This window comes from Ruegeria sp. N10 (assembly GCF_056531545.1).
This window is the reverse complement of sequence record NZ_JBQFLY010000020.1, coordinates 16731-36562: the sequence shown is the minus strand read 5'-3', so window position 1 is coordinate 36562 and position 19832 is coordinate 16731. Positions and strand designations below refer to the sequence as shown.

Sequence of the window (19832 nt, the reverse complement as noted above, 5' to 3'; positions counted from 1 at the left end):
TCTGACCGATGGCACGCGATAAGACTCGCATCAAGCGCAAAGAGCGCAAGAACATCGCATCGGGCGTTGCCCATGTGAACTCGACCTTCAACAACACCAAGATCCTGATCTCGGACGTACAGGGCAACGCCATCTCGTGGTCGTCTGCCGGTACCATGGGCTTCAAGGGATCGCGGAAATCTACCCCGTATGCCGCGCAGATGGCTGCGGAAGACGCAGGCAAGAAAGCGCAGGAACATGGCGTCAAGACGCTGGAAGTCGAAGTTCAGGGCCCCGGTTCGGGTCGTGAATCGGCTCTGCGCGCACTGGCTGCCGTGGGCTTCAACATCACGTCGATCCGTGACGTGACCCCGATTGCTCACAACGGCTGCCGTCCGCCGAAGCGTCGTCGCGTCTAAGCGATCTGAAATTAAGCTGGGGCTGTGTTTTTACACGGCCCCAGCACGTCATTTTGAACCTCGGGCGTCTGCACCTTGTTGGTCATGGGGCGCGGGCAGGAATGGAGGGATTACATGATCCACAAGAATTGGGCAGAATTGATCAAGCCGACCCAGCTGGAAGCCAAGCCGGGCAACGACCCTGCGCGTCAGGCGACTCTGGTTGCCGAACCGCTGGAGCGTGGTTTTGGTCTGACTCTGGGCAACGCCCTGCGTCGCGTCCTGATGAGCTCGCTGCAAGGCGCGGCCATCACCAGCGTCCAGATCGACAACGTCCTGCACGAGTTCTCCTCGGTTGCGGGCGTGCGTGAAGACGTCACCGACATCATCCTGAACCTCAAGCAGGTTGCCCTGCGCATGGAAGTCGAAGGCCCCAAGCGCCTGTCGATCAATGCCAAAGGTCCGGCAATCGTTACCGCAGGTGACATCAGCGAAAGCGCAGGTATCGAGGTTCTGAACCGCGATCACGTCATCTGTCACCTGGACGACGGCGCCGACCTGTTCATGGAGCTGACCGTCAACACCGGTAAGGGTTACGTTTCGGCTGAAAAGAACAAGCCGGAAGATGCGCCCATCGGCCTGATCCCGATCGACGCGATCTATTCGCCGGTCAAGAAAGTCGCCTATGACGTGCAGCCGACCCGCGAAGGTCAGGTTCTGGACTATGACAAGCTGACCCTGAAGATCGATACCGACGGTTCGATCACTCCCGATGACGCACTGGCCTACGCCGCGCGCATCCTGCAGGATCAGTTGTCGATCTTCGTCAACTTCGACGAGCCGGAATCGGCAAACCGTCAGGACGAAGACGATGGTCTGGAGTTCAACCCGCTGCTGCTCAAGAAAGTGGACGAGCTTGAACTGTCGGTCCGTTCGGCAAACTGCCTGAAGAACGACAACATCGTCTATATCGGCGACCTGATCCAGAAGACCGAAGCCGAGATGCTGCGCACCCCGAACTTCGGCCGCAAGTCGCTGAACGAGATCAAGGAAGTGCTGTCCGGCATGGGTCTGCACCTCGGCATGGATGTCGAGGATTGGCCGCCCGACAACATCGAAGATCTGGCAAAGAAATTCGAAGACGCATTCTAAGCATCTTCGGCTGCGGCGGCGGGGTCCACCTGCCGTCGCAGGTTTTGTACATTTCGGGCCTATGGGGTCTGAAAGCCGGTACAAAACGTACAATCCGGGCAATCCCGCCCCAAGGTGAGCCTCTGACACGCATCGGAGGCCGGACAAAGCAAAACGCGAAAGAAGGAATTGAAAAATGCGTCACGCACGTGGTTACCGCCGCCTGAACCGTACTCATGAGCACCGCAAGGCTCTGTTTGCAAACATGGCTGGCTCGCTCATCGAACATGAGCAGATCAAGACAACTCTGCCCAAGGCAAAAGAACTGCGCCCGATCATCGAAAAGCTGATCACCCTGGGCAAGCGCGGCGACCTGCACGCCCGCCGTCAGGCCGCAGCTCAGCTGAAAGAAGACAAAGACGTCGCCAAGCTGTTCGAAGTTCTGGGCCCCCGCTATGCTGAGCGTCAGGGCGGTTATGTCCGCATCCTGAAAGCCGGATTCCGCTATGGTGACATGGCTCCGATGGCGATCATCGAATTCGTCGATCGCGACATCGATGCCAAAGGCGCCGCGGACAAAGCCCGCGCTGCCGCCGAAGAGGCCGCAGCCGAAGAATAAGCACGACGGTCATCGACCTGATGCGCCTGCCCGAGCAATCGGGCGGGCTTTTTTGTGCCTCAGCCAACCAATTGCCTTCATTCGATTTGCGCCATAAGTTCAGGCTGTTATGGCAAGTGAATCCACAGCAGGATACTCGGGCAAACCGCTCTGGGCGAAACTGGGATTCAAGCCCGGATACATGGTCCGTACGCTCAACGCCCCTGCCCATTATGCAAACCTGACAGCGGGTGCCGACGGTGTTCTGTTCGACCCCGTAGCCGATCTCGCGGATGCGGTTCACATGTTCCTGAACCACCCGGACCAGATCGCCGAAATGGCCGCTGAGCAAATCGCCCACATACGGCCCGGAGGAATGCTGTGGGTGTCCTGGGCCAAGAAATCTTCGCCACTGCACGCAGGTGTGACCGAGGATATGCTGCGCAGTGAAATCCTGCCGCTGGGCTGGGTCGACGTGCAGGTTTGCGCGGTTGACGCCGATTGGTCCGGGCTCAAGTTCCTGCGCCGCCGAAGCTGAGCGCGCGGCTTGCATTTATCGCCTTTGCCCCGCATATCCCAAGGATGATCTAATCCGGAGCCCCCATGATCCGCGCATCCATTATTTCTCTTATGCTTGTCATGGCCCTGCCAGCATTTGCCGAAACCCGCGTCCCGCAATCACAGTCCGAAATCTCTCTGGGCTTTGCTCCGGTGGTCAAAAAGGCCTCGCCTGCGGTGGTGAATATCTACGCCAAGATCGTGCGGCAGGGGCGGGCCAGCCCATTTTATTCGGACCCGTTCTTTCGGGATTTCTTCGGCGGCAGCCTGGGAACGCCGCAGCCGCGGGTTCAGAACTCGCTGGGCTCCGGGGTCATCCTGTCTGAAGATGGCTACGTTGTTTCCAACTACCATGTTGTAGGCTCGGCGACCGAGATCAGGGTCGTGACAACCGACCGGCGCGAGTTTTCTGCCACGGTCGTACTGGGGCATGAAGAAAGCGACATTGCGATCCTGCGTCTGGAAGAGGCGCAAGATCTGCCCTACCTGACCCTGCGCGATTCCGATCAGGTCGAGGTTGGCGAACTGGCCCTTGCCATCGGCAACCCGTTCGGGGTGGGGCAAACGGTGTCCTCTGGTATCATCTCGGGCTTGGCGCGCACAGGTACGGCGACAGGCAATGCACGCGGGTATTTCATTCAGACAGATGCAGCGATCAATCCGGGGAATTCCGGCGGTGCGCTGATTGATATGAACGGGGACCTGATCGGGATCAACACCTCTATTCTGACACGCTCGGGCGGGTCGAATGGCATCGGTTTTGCCATCCCCGCAAATCTTGTGGCCGAGTTTCTGAAACAGGCACAGCAGGGCAATGACAGTTTTGTCAGCCCTTGGGCAGGCATGACCGGTCAGCATATGAGCGCGGATATTGCTGAATCCCTTGGTCTTGCCATCCCACTGGGTGTTGTCATCTCGGACCTGCATGACCTTAGCCCGCTGCGCGAGGCGGGGCTTAAGGTGGGGGATGTCGTGACCCATGTGGACGGGGACGAAGTGAACTCACCTGCCGAGATGAAGTTTCGCATGTCTGTCGCAGGGGTTGGGGGAACATCGGTTCTGACACGGCTGCGTGGCACCCAGAGCGAAGAGGTTGAGGTGGCACTGATCAAAGCGCCCGAAGTCCCGGCGGCTGAAGAGACGACATTGGATGAAGACACTGTCCTGCCGGGGCTGGTGGTGTCCCGCGTCAACCCTGCGGTGATCTCTGATATGGGCTTGCCACTGTCCCAGACAGGTGTCGTTGTTGTTGATCCCGGTCCCTATGGTGGACGCGCGGGTTTGCGATCGGGGGATATTCTTGAAAGCATCAATTCCAATGACATCGAACGTCCTGGGGATGTAGAGAATGCGCTGACAGATCCGGGGCGTCGTGTGCAGATGGGTCTTCTGCGCGGTGGCCGGTCAGTCTCATTGCGGTTCCGGCTGTAACCCGTGAGCGATCTGTTCGATACCGGGCCAACGGAACCCACCGCTGCGCCACACCGTCCCCTGGCGGACCGGTTGCGCCCGCAGACTCTTGCCGAGGTCATCGGTCAGGAACAGGTTCTTGGCCCGGATGCGCCGCTGGGGGTCATGCTGGCGTCGGGCAGTCTGTCCAGCCTGATCTTCTGGGGGCCGCCCGGTGTCGGAAAGACGACGATCGCACGGTTGCTGGCGCAGGAAACCGATCTGCATTTCGTTCAGATCAGTGCGATTTTCACCGGTGTGCCGGATTTGAAGAAGGTTTTCGAAGCGGCCAAGATCAGGCGCCAGAACGGGCAGGGGACCTTGCTGTTCGTGGACGAGATCCACCGCTTCAACAAGGCGCAGCAGGACGGGTTTCTGCCGCATATGGAGGACGGCACGATCCTTCTGGTCGGGGCAACGACCGAGAACCCGTCCTTTGAGCTGAACGCCGCCGTCCTCAGCCGGTCGCAGGTTCTGGTGCTGGAACGGCTTGGCCTTTCCGATCTTGAACGCCTGACCCAGCGTGCCGAAAAAGAGCTGGGCCGCGCGTTGCCGTTGACACCCGCAGCCCGCGATGCGTTGCAGGAAATGGCCGATGGGGACGGACGGGCGTTGTTGAACCTGATCGAACAGGTTTCGGCTTGGAAGGTTGATGCGCCGTTGGACACGGACGCGCTGTCGACGCGTCTGATGCGGCGGGCGGCGAAATATGACAAGTCGGGCGATGAACATTACAACCTGATTTCAGCCCTGCACAAATCGGTACGCGGGTCCGACCCGGACGCGGCGCTGTACTGGTTCGCGCGAATGCTGACAGGGGGCGAAGACCCGCGCTATCTGGCGCGTCGGATCACACGGATGGCGGTCGAGGATATCGGCCTGGCCGATCCGCAGGCACAGGCCATTTGCCTGCAATCCTGGGAAACGTATGAGCGGCTCGGCTCCCCCGAAGGTGAACTGGCGCTGGCGCAGGCGCTGGTCTATCTGGCCCTGGCCCCGAAATCCAACGGTGCTTATGTCGGCTATAAGGCAGCGATGCGGCTGGCCAAGCAATCGGGCAGCGAGCCACCGCCCAAACATATCCTGAATGCCCCTACATCAATGATGAAGGATCAGGGATATGGTGCCGGCTACGCGTATGACCATGACGCCGAAGACGGGTTTTCCGGTCAGAACTATTTCCCCGAAACGATGAAACGCCCGGTTCTATATCAACCGGTCGAGCGTGGGTTCGAGCGTGAGCTGAAAAAGCGCCTCGATTACTTCGCCAAGCTTCGGACCCAGCGCAACAGCTAGGCTGGCTGGGAATGTATTGACTGCGCCGAGGAGTGGCGGTCGGCGCTGAGCCCCCTCGAACACTAAAGGTTCCTGTCTGATACCTTGACTCTTGCCGCGTTGCGCGCGAGAGACCCCCATGATTTCTGGGACACGGACAAAGACACAATCCGGGCGGATCACCCGCGCGGCGCAAGGGGCAATGGCATGAGTGGCGTACAGATGATTACAGTCGCTGAAGGGGACGGCGATCAGCGTGTGGACCGCTGGTTGCGCCGCCTGTTCCCGCATGTCAGCCAGGGCCGCATCGAAAAGATGTGCCGCAAGGGAGAACTGCGCGTGGATGGCAGCCGGGCCAAGGCCTCGACCCGATTGGAGGTCGGGCAGGTGGTTCGTGTGCCGCCGTTGCCGGGGCCTGATCACAAACCGGTTGAGGTCAGGCATCGTATCTCGGATGCGGATGCCAAGATGATCCAGTCCTGCGTGATCTACCGTGATGATCACATTCTGGCCCTGAACAAGCCGCAGGGCCTGCCGGTTCAGGGCGGCAGCGGGCAGACCCGGCATGTCGACAGCCTGTCCGAGGCGTTGCGGTTTGGGTATGACGAAAACCCGCGTCTGGTTCACCGCCTGGACAAGGACACGTCAGGTGTTCTGCTGCTGGCCCGCACGCGCGAAGCCGCAAAGGGGCTGACAGCCGCTTTCCGTCACCGCGACACGCGCAAGATTTACTGGGCGCTGGTTGCAGGTGTTCCCACGCCATATCTGGGTGAAATCAAGACGGGTCTTGTGAAAGCAGCTGGTCATGGCGCGCACGGCGAGGGTGAAAAGATGATCCCCGTCCATATGAACGAGATCGACAGCACCCCCGGTGCGAAACGGGCACATACACATTATGCGACCCTCTACCGTGTGGCCGGGCGCGCCGCTTGGGTCGCGATGGAGCCAATCACGGGCCGCACCCACCAACTGCGCGCGCATATGGCAGCGATCGGGCATCCGATCATCGGCGACGGCAAATACGGTGGCTCGGGGCAGGAAAACCTGGGTGATGGCTGGGGCGCGCAACTGGGTGGGATCATCAGCAAAAAGCTGCATCTGCACGCGCGGCGACTGTCATTCCTGCATCCGATAACGCGCAAACCTGTGATCGTGACAGCGCCCTTGCCGGAACATATGAAACACAGCTGGGACACCTTCGGCTGGACCGAGGATCTGGCCGCCGACGACCCGTTTGAGGCGCTGCAATGAGCGCACCCCTGCGGCTGGTTCTGTTTGATGTAGATGGCACTCTGGTCGACAGTCAGGGCAGTATCGTTCACGCCATGACCACCAGCTTTCAGGCCGCTTCGGTCCCTGTACCGACGCGAGAGGTGATCCTGTCCATCGTCGGGCTGTCCCTGCCGCATGCTATCGCACGGTTGGTGCCGGACCAACCTTCCTCGGTCCAGAACGATCTCGTTGAAGGGTATAAGGAAGCCTATCACGCGCATCGCTTGGATTTGGGCGCGGCCAGCTCTCCGCTCTATCCCGGTGCGAGAGAGGCGATTGAAGCCTTGCACGCCGTGCCCGAAGTGCTTCTTGGGGTGGCAACCGGCAAATCCCAGCGCGGGCTTGATGCGTTGATCGAAGTGCATGGGCTTGAGCCCTACTTCGTCACCCGGCAGGTTGCCGACCACCATCCGTCGAAACCGCATCCATCCATGGTGCAGACCGCGTTGGCCGAGACCGGTGTCGAACCCGACTGCGCGGTGATGGTCGGCGATACAAGCTATGACATGGACATGGCCGCAGTCGCAGGGGTGCGCGGCATCGGCGTGGCATGGGGGTACCATGATCGGTCTGCTTTGACCTCGGCCACCTGCGTGATTGAGACCTTTGACCAGTTGCCCAATGCGCTGGCCGGGATATGGAACTGAAACATGAGCGACTGGAAACCGAAACGCTTCTGGAAGGAAAGCCGGATCACCGAAGTCGACGGCGGGTTTACGGTTGAACTGGATGGCCGCCGCGTCAAGACCCCTGCCAAAGCGGCGTTGATCCTGCCGACCCGCGCCATGGCCGAAGCGGTTGCGGCAGAATGGGATGCCCAGCAGAAAGAGGTAGATCCGTCGACAATGCCATGCACCCGTTCGGCGAATGCGGCAATCGACAAGGTTCGGTTCCAGTACGGGGAAGTTGCCGATATGCTTGCGGATTACGGCGATTCTGATCTGCTGTGCTATCGGGCGACACATCCAACAGAGTTGCAGGAACGTCAAAGCGCCGAATGGGACCCGGCACTCGACTGGGCCGAGGCTGCGCTGTCTGCTCGCTTGCAGCCGGTTATCGGTGTGCTGCACAAGCCGCAATCTGCCGCTGCCCTGTCGGCGCTGCGTGCTCGCGTCCACGCGCTGGATGCGTTTCAACTGGCGGCGTTCCACGATCTGGTCAGCTTGTCGGGGTCATTGATTCTCGGGTTTGCGGCGGCCATGGATTGGCGCGAACCAGCCGAAATTTGGCGCATTTCGCGGCTGGACGAAACCTGGCAGGTCGAACAATGGGGTCACGATGACGAGGCCCATGTGGTCGCCGAAACGAAGAAAGCCGCGTTTCTGCATGCTAAACGCTTCTTTGATATGTCGGTTTGATCCTTATTTTCCGATTTTTGGCCAAATGTTCAAATTGGTTGGGGTCTGATCCATCGTTTTCGATGATCCGACCCTTGACGTTTGTTTATGAATACGCCCAAACTCAGTGCCACTAAAGGGGAGACACCTTTGGAGTAACCTATCCGGCATCCACTTGCCGGGCAGAGCCGCCTCTGATGGGGCGGGAAATCAGGAAGAGGTAAAAATGAAAAAATCCGTAATCTTGGGCGCGGCAACGATTGCCGGTCTTGCTGCTGGCGCAGCCGTGGCAGGGACCGTTGACGACGTTAAAGCGCGCGGCAAGCTGAACTGTGGCGTGACCACCGGTCTGGTTGGCTTTGCTGCTCCCGATGCCAATGGCGAATGGCAGGGCTTTGACGTATCGCTGTGCCGCGCCGTTGCTGCTGCTGTTCTGGGCGACGCAAGCGCGGTAGAATTCGTTCCGACCACCGGTAAGACACGTTTTACCGCTCTGGCTTCGGGCGAGATCGACATGCTGGCGCGTAACACCACCTGGACCTTCAGCCGCGACGTCGACCTGAAGTTCGAATTCACCGGCGTGAACTATTATGACGGTCAGGGCTTTATGGTTCCCAAGGCGCTGGGCGTAAGCTCGGCCAAGGAACTGGACGGCGCAACCGTTTGTATCCAGACCGGCACCACAACCGAGCTGAACCTGGCGGATTTCTTCCGTTCGAACAACATCAGCTACGAACCGGTTCCGATCGAAACCAACGCCGAAGCACAGCAGCAGTATCTGGCTGGCGCATGTGACGTTTACACCACCGACGCTTCGGGTCTGGCGGCAACTCGCGCCACATTCGAAAACCCCGGTGATCACATCCTGCTGCCCGAAATCATCTCGAAAGAGCCGCTGGGCCCGCTGGTCCGTCACGGCGACCACGAGTGGGGCGACGTTGTGCGCTGGACTCTGAACGCGCTGATCTCGGCTGAAGAGCTGGGCGTAACCTCGGCCAATATCGATGAACTGGCCGCTGGCACCGAAAACCCTGAAATCAACCGCCTGCTGGGTACCGAAGGCACCCTGGGCGAGATGCTGGGTCTGAACGCTGACTGGGCAGCCAAGGCGATCAAAGCCGGCGGCAACTATGGCGAAGTGTTTGCCAAGAACATCGGTGAAGAAACTCCGATCGGTCTGGCACGTGGCCTGAACGCACAGTGGACCGAAGGTGGCCTGCTGTACTCGCCGCCGTTCCGCTAATATCGACGGAGAAGGGCGCAGGGCAACCTGCGCCCTTTTTCCATCCATAAGAATCACGCCCGTACGGTTTTGAGCAGGGATCAACTCTGCCGACATATTTACGGGATGCACGGGGATATACATAGGTCATGACGACTCTCACTGACCCGCCGAAGGAGCAGTTCCGGCTGTCCATGCTCCTTTATGATACGCGGTACCGATCTGCGACCATCCAGGTCATTGCAATGATTGGTTTTATGCTTCTGGCAGCCTGGATCATTTCCAATACCATCCAAAACCTCGAAGCGCTTGGAAAACCGGTTGAGTTCGGCTTTTTCGCAGAACCGGCCAGTTACGATATCAACCAGCGCTTGCTTGAATACGATTCGCGCGACAGTCACTTGCGCGCGGCCTTTATCGGCTTGCTGAACACGCTGGTTGTGGCGGTTCTTGGTTGTATCACAGCAACGATAGTCGGTGTTTTGGTTGGTGTTCTGCGCCTGTCCAACAACTGGCTGGTTGCGCGGATCATGACCGTCTATGTCGAGATGTTCCGCAACGTACCTGTGCTGCTGTGGATCGTTCTGGCCATGGCCATTCTGATCGAAAGCCTGCCAGCACCAAGGGCGTTCCGCGGAGAAAACCCAGAAGCCACGATGAATCTGTTCGATTCTGTCGCGGTGACCAATCGCGGGGTCTATATCCCGGAGTTCCTGTTCTCGCGCAGCCTGGGTGATATACACATCTTCGGTGCGTCGAGCCTGCGGTTCGATATCTCGCTGGACCTGATCGCCATTCTGATCGTGCTTGGTGGCAGCATCTTTGCGATGCGCAAGGTGTCCGCCTGGGCACAAGCCAAGCAAGAGGCATCCGGTGATCGTCCGACGATCTGGCACATCCAGCTGGGTATTCTGTTTGTGCCGATGATTGTCCTTCTCACCATCCTGGGGTTTCACCTTGGTTTCCCTGAGCTGAAAGGCTTCAACTTTACCGGCGGCACACATTTGCGTAACTCGTTGATCGCGCTGTGGCTGGCCTTGTCGCTTTACACGGCGGCCTTCATCGCCGAGATCGTTCGTGCGGGTATCCTGGCCATCTCAAAAGGCCAAACCGAAGCCGCATCGGCGCTGGGTCTGCGCCCGGGCCGGACCATGCGCCTTGTGATCCTGCCGCAGGCATTGCGGGTGATCATTCCGCCCATGATCTCGAACTACCTGAACCTGACCAAGAACTCGTCACTGGCGATCGCGGTCGGATATATGGACATCACGGGGACCCTTGGCGGCATCACCATGAACCAGACCGGTCGCGAGCTGGAATGTGTTCTGCTGTTGATGCTGGTCTATCTGTCCATCTCGCTGAGCATCTCAGGGGTGATGAACTGGTACAACAACCGTGTAAAACTGGTGGAGCGGTAATATGAGTGATGTTTCATTTGTCCGCACGGAAATGCTGCCCGAGCAGGCACCGCCTGCTTCCGAGGTCGGTGCGCTGGGATGGGTCAAGCACAACCTGTTCTCAAGTTGGTTTAACACGATCCTGACGGTGGTTTCGCTTTATGCGATCTACTACGTGCTGTCAGGTGTTCTGCCATGGATTTTCCAGTCCGTGTGGAATGCCGACTCTCTCAACGAGTGCCGCGAGATTATGATGGCCACCTGGGGGTCGACCCATGGGCACGCCTGCTGGGCGGTTATCAATGACCGTTGGTTACAGTTGCTGTTCGGCTTCTATCCAAGCCATCTGTACTGGAGACCGATCCTAGCGCTGGTTCTGTTGCTGGTCGCATTGGCGCCGGTTCTGTATTCGGACCGCGTCCCAACCAAGATGCTGATCTTCACGGCAATCTACCCGTTCCTGATGCCGTTCCTGATGTGGGGCGGAACCATCTGGGGGCCAATCTCGGCCGCGCTTGGGTTTGTCGTCGGTTGGTTCGTGTATTCGGTCCTCAGCAAGCAGGTGAGTGAACTGGTGGGTATGATCGGTGCGGTCGTTGCCGCAGTGATCTGGTGGCTGGTGCTATCCAGCTATTTCACGGGCGCGTTGGACTCGGTTCTGCCGATTGGCATCGAAGCTGTTGAAAGCCGTCAGTTCGGTGGTTTCATGCTGGCGATCCTGCTGGGCGTTGTGGCCATTGGTGTCTCACTTCCGATCGGTATCGTTCTGGCGCTGGGGCGTCAGTCGGACCTGCTAATCGTCAAATACCTGTGCGTGGGCTTTATCGAGTTCATTCGCGGTGTGCCGCTGATCACCTTGTTGTTCGTGGCGTCGCTGCTTCTGAACCTGTTCCTGCCGCCAGGCACCAACTTTGACATCATCCTGCGGGTGATGATCATGATGACCCTGTTCTCGGCGGCCTACATGGCCGAGGTGATCCGGGGTGGTCTGGCTGCCCTGCCACGAGGACAGTACGAAGGCGCCGACAGTCTGGGCCTGAACTACTGGCAGGCGCAAAGGCTGATCATCATGCCGCAAGCCCTGAAAATCTCAATTCCGGGCATCGTGAGCACATTCATCGGGATCTTCAAGGATACGACGCTGGTGTCGATTATCGGGTTGTTCGACGTGATCGGATTGGCATCTGCTATCCGCGCCGACACAGCCTGGAACGGCATCTATTGGGAACTGTTCGCGTTCATCGCGTTCCTGTTCTTCATCGTCTGCTTCTCTATGTCCCGTTATTCCATGTATCTGGAGCGCAAGCTTCAGACTGGCCACCGTTAAGGAGTTCAACACATGTCTGAACTTGCAATTGACCGCGAAATCGACCGTTCCAAAATGCAGGTGAGCGACGAGGTCGCCATCGAAATCACCAACATGAACAAGTGGTACGGTTCCTTTCACGTGCTGCGCGACATCAATCTGACCGTCAATCAGGGCGAGCGGATTGTTATTGCGGGTCCGTCCGGGTCAGGGAAATCTACCCTGATCCGCTGCCTGAACGCGCTGGAGGAACACCAGCAGGGCACGATCATCGTGGATGGGACCGAGCTGTCGAATGACCTCAAGAACATCGACAAGATCCGGTCCGAGGTTGGCATGGTGTTCCAGCACTTCAACCTGTTCCCGCACCTGACCATTCTGGAGAACTGCACGCTGGCGCCGATCTGGGTGCGCAAGACGCCCCGGAAAGAGGCCGAGGAAACGGCGATGCATTTCCTGGAGAAGGTCAAGATCCCGGAACAGGCCCTGAAGTATCCGGGTCAGCTTTCGGGTGGTCAGCAGCAGCGTGTGGCGATAGCGCGTTCGCTGTGCATGCGACCGCGCATCATGCTGTTCGACGAACCGACCTCGGCGTTGGACCCCGAGATGATCAAAGAGGTGCTCGACACCATGATCGAACTGGCCGAGGAAGGCATGACCATGCTGTGCGTGACGCACGAGATGGGCTTTGCCCGTCAGGTTGCCAACCGCGTGATCTTCATGGATGCGGGCCAGATCGTGGAACAGAACGAACCGGAAGAGTTCTTCAACAACCCGCAAAGTGAGCGGACCAAACTGTTCCTCAGCCAGATTCTGGGACACTGAACGTTTCAAGATGGTGGAAAGGCGGGGTTTTGTCCCGCCTTTTTCTATTCCAGCAACTCACGCGCGGTGGTGAAACCCAGCACAGTGCCCGTATGCCAGCGCACGTCCGACCAGCTGTCGGCGTCAAATGTCATCACAGTTGTTGCACAAGTCGGATAGTCTAAAAAGCGCATGTGATCCGGCGACTGTCGCACAAGTTGGCTGGCGAACTCGGCGATGCCGGGGTTATGGCCCAGCATCAATATTACGGGTTCCGTAGCGCCTGCCAATTCACGCAACATGTCTTCTGCGTCGGCGTGGTAGAGCGCTTTGTGAAAGCGGACCTTATCGGCCTTTAACCCCATTCCATCCCATGTCTCGCGGGTGCGGTTAGACGTCGAGCTGAGCACTTCATCCGGCATCCAGCCGTTTTCGCGCAGCCATGCACCAATGGCCGGGGCCGACCTGCGCCCGCGCTTGTTCAGGGGGCGTTCATGATCGGCAAGTCCTGGGTTTTCCCAGCTGGATTTTGCGTGTCGCGTCAGGATCAGGGTGCGGGTCATGACGGATGAAAAGCCTTCATATGATGGGCTGATTGTTCGGGGTTGCGCCCTGCGCCCACGCTGAGCGGGCAGGCGAGACGGGCCAGACAGCCGCCTGTCATGCAGTTTTGACCCTCAGCGGTATCAAGATGGTCGTGGCAGGCTGCAAGGTCATAGAAGTTTTGCGCGTTCAGCGCGCCGACAGGGCAGGCCGTCGTGCACGGGGCGGCGCAGGTGTCACAGGGGGAAACGCCGGGTGTCTCTGGGATGGCAAACTCATGGGCGAAATGCAGTGCGCCGCGATATGAGATCATCATACCGACCGTGTCATGTACCAAAGCCCCCACCGGGCTGCTGAAGGTGCGTCCCGATTTCAGGGCCCAGTCGATGAATGGCGCATAGGGCGGACCACCAAAGGGGAAATAGGCCTGTGCACCGAACGCATGTGCCATCTGGCCGAAGACTCTGGTTGACCAGCGGTCTACTGGATCAGGCCCCCGCCATTCGGGCGAGGCTTTCAGAGCAGGCCAAAAATCAGAACCCGCGCCCAACAAGATCAGCGTGCCCGTGTCGAGTTGCCGGGCTGCCACGTGATGGGGATGCAGCGCGCCCATGACAATCAACCCCGCCTGACGCGCCGCGTGTTCAACGCGGCCATAAGTTCCCGCATCCGGGACAGAGGAAGGTTGCGCGAAATCTGTCATCTTCCCTCGGCTGTTGCAGTGATCAGTCCGGCCGTATCAGAGACCCGGCGCCATGTTCTGTGAACAGTTCAAGCAGAACCGCATTTGGCGCACGCCCGTCAAGTATCACGACGGCCCGAACGCCGCTGCGCAGGGCGTCGAGGGCAGTTTCGGTCTTGGGGATCATGCCGCCTGCGATGGTGCCTTCGCGGGTCATCTCGCGGATCTGGCCGGCTTTCAGCTCGGTCACCACTTCACCAGCCGCGTTCTTGACGCCCGAGACATCAGTCAGCAGCAGAAGGCGGTCAGCTTTCAATGCCGAGGCAATCGCCCCGGCTGCTGTATCGCCGTTCACGTTGAACGTTTCACCCTCACGGCCCGCACCCAGCGGGGCGATTACCGGGATCACATCATGTGAGAACAGATCATGCAGGATTTTCGGGTTCATCTCGGCAGGGGTGCCGACATAACCCAGCGACGCATCCGTCTGGTCGCAGATCATCAGGTTTGCATCCTTGCCCGACAAACCCACGGCCGAACCGCCCTGACCATTGATCGCCTGAACGATGCGCTTGTTCACCAGGCCAGACAGAACCATCTCGACAACTTCGACGGTTGCCGTGTCGGTCACGCGCTTGCCGTTCACAAAGTCGGACTGGATATTCAGCTTGTCCAGCATCGCGTTGATCATCGGACCACCGCCATGCACAACGACGGGGTTCACGCCGACCTGACGCATCAAGACGACATCGCGCGCAAAGCTCTCCATCGCCTCGTCACTGCCCATGGCGTGCCCGCCCAGCTTGATGACGACGATGGCTCCATCATAGCGCTGCAGATAGGGCAATGCGCTGTTCAGGGTTGCTGCGGTGGCGATCCAGTCCCGGTTCATGTCACGTGTCTTCATTGCTAAGGTCCCTCTGACCGTCCGTGTTAGGGCCTTTGCACCGCGCTGCCAAGGGCGAAGCTATTCCAGATGTGCAATGATCGAGCGCAGGGTCGGAATCCCGTCGCCTTTTTCGGACGAAGTCAGGACGATTTCCGGGAATGCTGCGGGATGTTTGGACAAGGCCGCGCGGGTTTGCTCCAGAACCTTTTCGCGCTCGTTGGCCTTGACCTTGTCAGCCTTGGTGAGAACGCATTGAAAGGTCACGGCACTGGTATCCAGCAATTTCATGATTTCAGCGTCGACCGGTTTTACCCCGTGTCGCGCGTCGATCAGGACAAAGGCACGGCGCAGTGTCTGACGACCGCTCAGGTATTGCTTGAGAAGCTTCTGCCATTTTTCCACCACGTTAACCGGTGCATTCGCATACCCATAGCCCGGCAGGTCCACCAGATAGAGGTCGGGGCCTTGCGTGAAGAAGTTGATTTCTTGCGTGCGGCCAGGTGTGTTCGAGGCACGCGCCAGACCCTTGGTTCCGGTTAGCGCGTTGATCAGGCTGGATTTGCCGACATTCGAGCGTCCGGCAAAGCAAACCTCCAACCGGTCAGGGGCGGGCAGGCCCGTCATGGCGACCACGCCTTTGATAAATTCAGACGGGCCGGCAAACAGTTTGCGACCGCGTTCTTTGGCGAAGTCATCCGGCTCTTCAGCCAGCGGAAACGGAAGCGTGGTCATAGCAACTCCAGCGTATCATTCAGGCGGATTTCACCACCCTGAACAACTTCTGCATAAACACCGAAATCCTGATGATCCCAGCTGTTCAGCGCGCCCAAAGTATCCGCGTCGCGTTCGCCGGTTTCCGGATTTGCGGTCGTGGCCAGACAGCGGGTGATACGCTCGCGAACCCGGAGTACGGTTTCGCCAATGCGAAGGTCACGGCCCAGCCAGTCGAACTCATCCCACTCAGGCAGGCCTTCGAACCAGATGTTTCCCCGCCACCGCGCCGCAGACAAAGACTGGCCCAGCTTTTGTTCAACAGCGCGATGAGAGGCCATGTTGCACAGGCTGATTGACGGGAAATCGGTATCGGTCATGCCGCGCCCGGGCACCCGGACAATTCGGGCAGACGCAGCACGGTCTGTGGGCATAAGCGGCTTTACCCAATCTAGGAAAACCGATTGCTCCGTGTCGGGGTGAAAGCTCAGATCCGGGCGGTCCGGGTGGTACAAAGTGACCTGCTCGCCGTCCAGTTTCGCCCAAATTGCCATCAGCTTGGGAGCTTTTGAACCGCGGCTGAAATTCACACACGGGGCCCATTCCGTTCCGTCGGTCTTGGTCGCTTCATGGGCAACCGCCCAAACGCGATCCCCGGGCATGGTCTGCCCGGGGTTGAGGGTAATCAGGCTCAGGGCTTCACGCCCATGGCTTTTGATCGGGTGACGCCAAAGGCCTGAAACAGTTCCGCTCATTTCTTGTCCGTGTTCGGCAATCGCTTAAATCCGGATTTGATGTTTCCGAATACGTCCGGCGAATAGCCCTGACTGCGCATGATCAGATACTGTTGGGTAAAGGTGATCGTGTTGTTCGCAATCCAGTACACGACCAGACCGCTGGCAAAGCCGCCCAGCATGAACATGAAGACCCAGGGCATCCACGCGAAGATCATCGCTTGTGTGGCATCGGTTGGTGCCGGGTTCAGTTTCTGTTGCAGCCACATCGAGATCCCCAGCAGCAGCGGCAGAATACCGATAAAGATCAGCGCCATCAGGGTATCCGGTTGCGGGCCGGCCCAGGGCAGCAAGCCAAAGAGGTTCATGATCGAGGTCGGGTCAGGTGCGCTCAGGTCCTGGAAGGGGCCAAACCACGGTGCCTGACGCAGTTCGATTGTGACGAAGATCACCTTGTACAGTGAAAAGAAGATCGGGATCTGCAACAGGATCGGCAAACAACCGGCAGCGGGGTTCACCTTTTCCTTCTTGTACAGCTCCATCATGCCCTGCTGCATCTTTTGGCGGTCGTCGCCCGCGGCTTCTTTCAGGGCTTCCATCTGCGGTTGCAGTTCCTTCATCTTCGCCATCGAGACGTAGGACTTGAAGGCCAGCGGGAACAGGATTGCCTTGATGATCAGCGTCAGGCCAATAATGGACCAACCCATGTTGCCGATCAGCGCATGAATGTTGTGCAGCAGCCAGAAAATCGGCTTGGTCAGGAAGAAGAACCAGCCCCAGTCGATACTGTCGATGAATTTCTGCACACCGTCAGCCTGGTATTCGCGGATGGTCTCCCATTCCTTTGCGCCAGCAAACAGCTGCGTTGTCACCTGCTCGGTCGCTCCCGGTGCCACGGTCAGCGTCGGAAGTACCGTTTCTGTCTGGTAAATCTTGCGACGCGAGTCGTATTTGGCAGCCGCCTTGAAAGCAGAACCGGGTTCCGGGATCAGCGTGGTCATCCAGAAGTGATCGGTGAACCCGATCCAGCCGTTTTCCTTGACCTGGAATACCTCGGCCTGCGCGCGTTCGTCCGGATCGATATCGAAATCACGAACGTCGCCATAATCCACTTCGGTCAGAGTGCCGTCGGCCATACCGATCACACCTTCATGCAGAATGAAGAAGTTTTTCAGGTCCGGCAGGTCGCCGTCTTCGCCAATGCCGTGGCGCGCAAGAATGCCATAAGGTGCCAGTCCAACTTCGGTTCCGGTGGCGTTTTCGACAGATTGCGTGACCGTGAACATATAGTTCTCGTCAACCGCGATGGTGCGGCGGAATGTCAGTCCATTGCCGTTTTCCCAGGCCAGCGTCACCGGCGTGTCAACACCCAGGGTTTCACCCTGCTCAAGCGTCCAGATGGTATTTGGTCCGGGTACGTCTGTACCGGTCAGGCCCGCGCCGGGGGCCCAGCCATAGAGGGCGTAATAGGCGGATTGCGATCCGACCGGCGACAACAACTCGACAATAGGAGAATCCTCGGCCAGCGAGACCTTGTAGTCTTTCAAAGACAGCTCGTCGATCCGACCGCCAGCAAGGGACAGGCTACCGGTCAGGCGGGGCGTGTCGATATTGATGCGGGGCGCTTCGGCCTCGGGCTCAGCTTCGGCAGCTGCCGCGGTTGCCTCTCCGACAGTGCTGGTATCGGCTGTGCTGGGCGTCTGAACCTCATTGCCTTCGACGCTGGTTATTTCAGCCTGATCCGGCGTTGTCGTCTGTTCCGGAGGGGGGAACAGCACGAACCAGACCAGGATCACGAGAAAGCTGAGCGCGGTTGCGAGGATAAGGTTCTTGTTCTGATCGTCCATCGGGGACAGCCACCTTGAGCAGTGAAAGACACCCGCAGGGTTCAACAGAGTGCAGACCCAAAGGTCAAGCGGAATCGCCCGTCATTTCGTCACGGAGGGGTCTTCTTTGTCACGATTTCCGGTTCCCTACCGCGTTTGCCGCCCGATTTTAGGAACTCCTTCGATCTTGTTGCGGTAAGACGAGATCCAATCCTTGGTTTTCTCAAATGGCATGGGCTTGCCGATGCCAAACCCCTGAACATGATCGCAACCCAGTTGGGCCATCAGAGCGTGTTCACCCGGTGTTTCGACACCTTCGGCCAAAGTTTCCAGATGCAAACGTTCCGCCATCATCAGAATGGCGCTGGCAAGCTGTTGCTGGCTTGGGTCCAGATCCGCTTTGGCAACAAATGACCTGTCTATCTTGATGCGGGATACGTTGAACCGTTTGATAGAACCGATCGAGGCATGTCCTGTCCCGAAATCGTCCAGATCAATACAGCACCCCATTGCGGCAAGCCCGGTGACGTTGCGGGTGATGACATCGTCGGGCCGTCTGGAGAACACGGTTTCCAACACCTCGACCGCCAGCCTGTCAGGGGTCAGATCGAATTGATCCAATTCCCATTTCAGACGGTCGATCAGGCCCGGATTGCGCAGTTCGTCAGATGAGAAATTGATCCCGATGCGCGGCACCGACAGCATGGACCGATCCCATTCGCGCATTGCAGAGAAGGAATGATGCCGCATGGCCTGCCCCAGCCGGTCCATCAGTTCGGCCTGTTCGGCAAAGGGCAGGAACACATTGGGAGCAAGAACCCCTTTTTTCGGATGTTCCCAGCGGGCCAGAGCCTCAAACCCACTGATACGCCCAGTATCGGTTGAGATCTGGGGTTGAAACCACGGGCGGATTTCACCGCTGTCCAGCGCCGCCTCGAACTCTTTGCGCAAGTTGATCCTGACCTGCGCCCGTCTGCGCGTCTGAGAGGAAAAAGCGCGAATCGTGGAAGGCCCATTTTGTTGCGCCTCCAAAAGGGCGTTATTTGCGGCTTCCTGCCATTCGATTGCCGAGCCGTCAGTGATATTGCTGCTCAGGCAAAAGCCAATGGAACAGGACATATACACGCCGGTGCCATTCAACATGATGGGGTCTTCAACGGCGTTTTGCATACGGCCCGACATCTGAATACATGCTTCCAGATCCAGTTGCCGTGCCGGGTGCAGAACAACCATCATCCTGTTTCCACCCATCCGGGTTGCGCAATCATTGGAGCGGATCATGGACAAAATGCGCGAGCAGAATTGCTGTGCAACGTGGTTTGCCGCCGCCTGTCCGTGCAGATCAAGCAATTGCGTGAAATCATCCAGAACCACCGCGAAACAGGCCGAGTTTTCCCCCTTCAGGCGGGCGTCGGCAAATGCCTTCTCCAAAACTGTTTCAAACTGGTCCTTTGACAGCAGACCGCCGGGGCGCCAAAGCCCCTTACGCGACGGATTGGCTGCGAATGCATTGATGCCTGCGACGATCAGAGGCAAAATCAGGGCCAGTGCAACCAGGGCCTGTTCACCCCCAATCCAGAACGCACTCAGACAAAGCGCAGGAACAAAGGCCAGCGCGGCTGGGCCGCCCAGAACGGTTTTCAACGAATGGACAAAACGGTCGGTAAGGGGATGGTTCCGCATCAGCTTTCTGGCTTTGGGCATGATCTGCACAAGGCAAA

Annotated in this window: 20 protein-coding genes; 13 read left to right on the top strand and 7 right to left on the bottom strand. The window is 58.6% G+C overall.

Annotated features, from left to right (window positions below):
- Positions 1-8: 8 nt before the first annotated feature.
- The 13 genes from rpsK (at position 9) to ACR0JI_RS19140 (ending at position 12747) form a co-directional block, all read left to right on the top strand.
- Positions 9-398: a 30S ribosomal protein S11 gene (rpsK, locus tag ACR0JI_RS19200; protein ID WP_170462414.1), complete on the top strand. Its 390-nt coding sequence runs from the start codon at positions 9-11 to the stop codon at positions 396-398.
- 114 nt (positions 399-512) lie between these two features.
- On the top strand, positions 513-1529 hold the full coding sequence (locus ACR0JI_RS19195; RefSeq protein WP_480474044.1) for a DNA-directed RNA polymerase subunit alpha: 1017 nt from the start codon (positions 513-515) through the stop codon (positions 1527-1529).
- A gap of 175 nt (positions 1530-1704) precedes the next feature.
- Positions 1705-2127, top strand: a complete 423-nt coding sequence (rplQ, locus tag ACR0JI_RS19190) for a 50S ribosomal protein L17 (protein ID WP_480474043.1) — start codon at positions 1705-1707, stop codon at positions 2125-2127.
- A gap of 109 nt (positions 2128-2236) precedes the next feature.
- The gene (locus ACR0JI_RS19185) at positions 2237-2644 is read left to right on the top strand and encodes a glycosyltransferase (RefSeq protein ID WP_480496031.1); all 408 of its coding nucleotides are present in this window, start codon (positions 2237-2239) and stop codon (positions 2642-2644) included.
- Between the two features lie 65 nt (positions 2645-2709).
- On the top strand, positions 2710-4095 hold the full coding sequence (locus ACR0JI_RS19180) for a trypsin-like peptidase domain-containing protein (RefSeq protein WP_480496029.1): 1386 nt from the start codon (positions 2710-2712) through the stop codon (positions 4093-4095).
- A gap of 3 nt (positions 4096-4098) precedes the next feature.
- Positions 4099-5409, top strand: coding sequence for a replication-associated recombination protein A (locus ACR0JI_RS19175; RefSeq protein WP_480496027.1), 1311 nt, complete (start codon positions 4099-4101; stop codon positions 5407-5409).
- Positions 5410-5595: 186 nt separating this feature from the next.
- Complete coding sequence (locus ACR0JI_RS19170) at positions 5596-6639, top strand: RluA family pseudouridine synthase (RefSeq protein ID WP_480474039.1); 1044 nt, start codon at positions 5596-5598, stop codon at positions 6637-6639.
- Complete coding sequence (locus ACR0JI_RS19165; RefSeq protein ID WP_480496025.1) at positions 6636-7307, top strand: HAD-IA family hydrolase; 672 nt, start codon at positions 6636-6638, stop codon at positions 7305-7307. Before ACR0JI_RS19170 ends, ACR0JI_RS19165 begins: the two co-directional genes overlap by 4 nt.
- A gap of 3 nt (positions 7308-7310) precedes the next feature.
- Complete coding sequence (locus ACR0JI_RS19160; RefSeq protein WP_480474037.1) at positions 7311-8018, top strand: ATP12 family chaperone protein; 708 nt, start codon at positions 7311-7313, stop codon at positions 8016-8018.
- A 205-nt stretch (positions 8019-8223) separates the two neighbouring features.
- A complete protein-coding gene (locus tag ACR0JI_RS19155; RefSeq protein WP_480474036.1) occupies positions 8224-9240 on the top strand; it encodes an amino acid ABC transporter substrate-binding protein in 1017 nt (338 codons plus the stop codon).
- Between the two features lie 128 nt (positions 9241-9368).
- The gene (locus ACR0JI_RS19150) at positions 9369-10637 is read left to right on the top strand and encodes an amino acid ABC transporter permease (protein ID WP_480474035.1); all 1269 of its coding nucleotides are present in this window, start codon (positions 9369-9371) and stop codon (positions 10635-10637) included.
- 1 nt (position 10638) lies between these two features.
- Complete coding sequence (locus ACR0JI_RS19145; protein WP_480484763.1) at positions 10639-11943, top strand: amino acid ABC transporter permease; 1305 nt, start codon at positions 10639-10641, stop codon at positions 11941-11943.
- A gap of 12 nt (positions 11944-11955) precedes the next feature.
- A complete protein-coding gene (locus ACR0JI_RS19140) occupies positions 11956-12747 on the top strand; it encodes an amino acid ABC transporter ATP-binding protein (protein WP_480474033.1) in 792 nt (263 codons plus the stop codon).
- A gap of 44 nt (positions 12748-12791) precedes the next feature.
- Here ACR0JI_RS19140 and ACR0JI_RS19135 read toward each other — a convergent pair whose 3' ends face one another.
- The 7 genes from ACR0JI_RS19135 to ACR0JI_RS19105 form a co-directional block, all read right to left on the bottom strand.
- On the bottom strand, positions 12792-13289 hold the full coding sequence (locus ACR0JI_RS19135; RefSeq protein WP_480474032.1) for a SixA phosphatase family protein: 498 nt from the start codon (positions 13287-13289) through the stop codon (positions 12792-12794).
- Positions 13286-13972: a ferredoxin gene (locus tag ACR0JI_RS19130; protein WP_480496023.1), complete on the bottom strand. Its 687-nt coding sequence runs from the start codon at positions 13970-13972 to the stop codon at positions 13286-13288. The genes ACR0JI_RS19135 and ACR0JI_RS19130 overlap by 4 nt, the downstream gene beginning before the upstream one ends.
- Before the next feature lie 22 nt (positions 13973-13994).
- Positions 13995-14858, bottom strand: a complete 864-nt coding sequence (gene argB, locus ACR0JI_RS19125) for an acetylglutamate kinase (protein ID WP_480474030.1) — start codon at positions 14856-14858, stop codon at positions 13995-13997.
- Between the two features lie 60 nt (positions 14859-14918).
- Positions 14919-15572 (bottom strand): ribosome biogenesis GTP-binding protein YihA/YsxC, encoded by a 654-nt coding sequence (gene yihA / locus ACR0JI_RS19120; RefSeq protein ID WP_480474029.1) that lies wholly within the window; start codon positions 15570-15572, stop codon positions 14919-14921.
- Positions 15569-16306, bottom strand: a complete 738-nt coding sequence (locus ACR0JI_RS19115; RefSeq protein WP_480496020.1) for an MOSC domain-containing protein — start codon at positions 16304-16306, stop codon at positions 15569-15571. Before ACR0JI_RS19115 ends, yihA begins: the two co-directional genes overlap by 4 nt.
- Positions 16303-18132, bottom strand: coding sequence for a membrane protein insertase YidC (gene yidC / locus ACR0JI_RS19110; RefSeq protein WP_480496018.1), 1830 nt, complete (start codon positions 18130-18132; stop codon positions 16303-16305). The genes ACR0JI_RS19115 and yidC overlap by 4 nt, the downstream gene beginning before the upstream one ends.
- 126 nt (positions 18133-18258) lie before the next feature.
- Entirely contained in the window at positions 18259-19815 is a 1557-nt protein-coding gene (locus ACR0JI_RS19105; RefSeq protein WP_480496016.1) for a putative bifunctional diguanylate cyclase/phosphodiesterase, read from the bottom strand.
- Positions 19816-19832 lie beyond the last annotated feature (17 nt).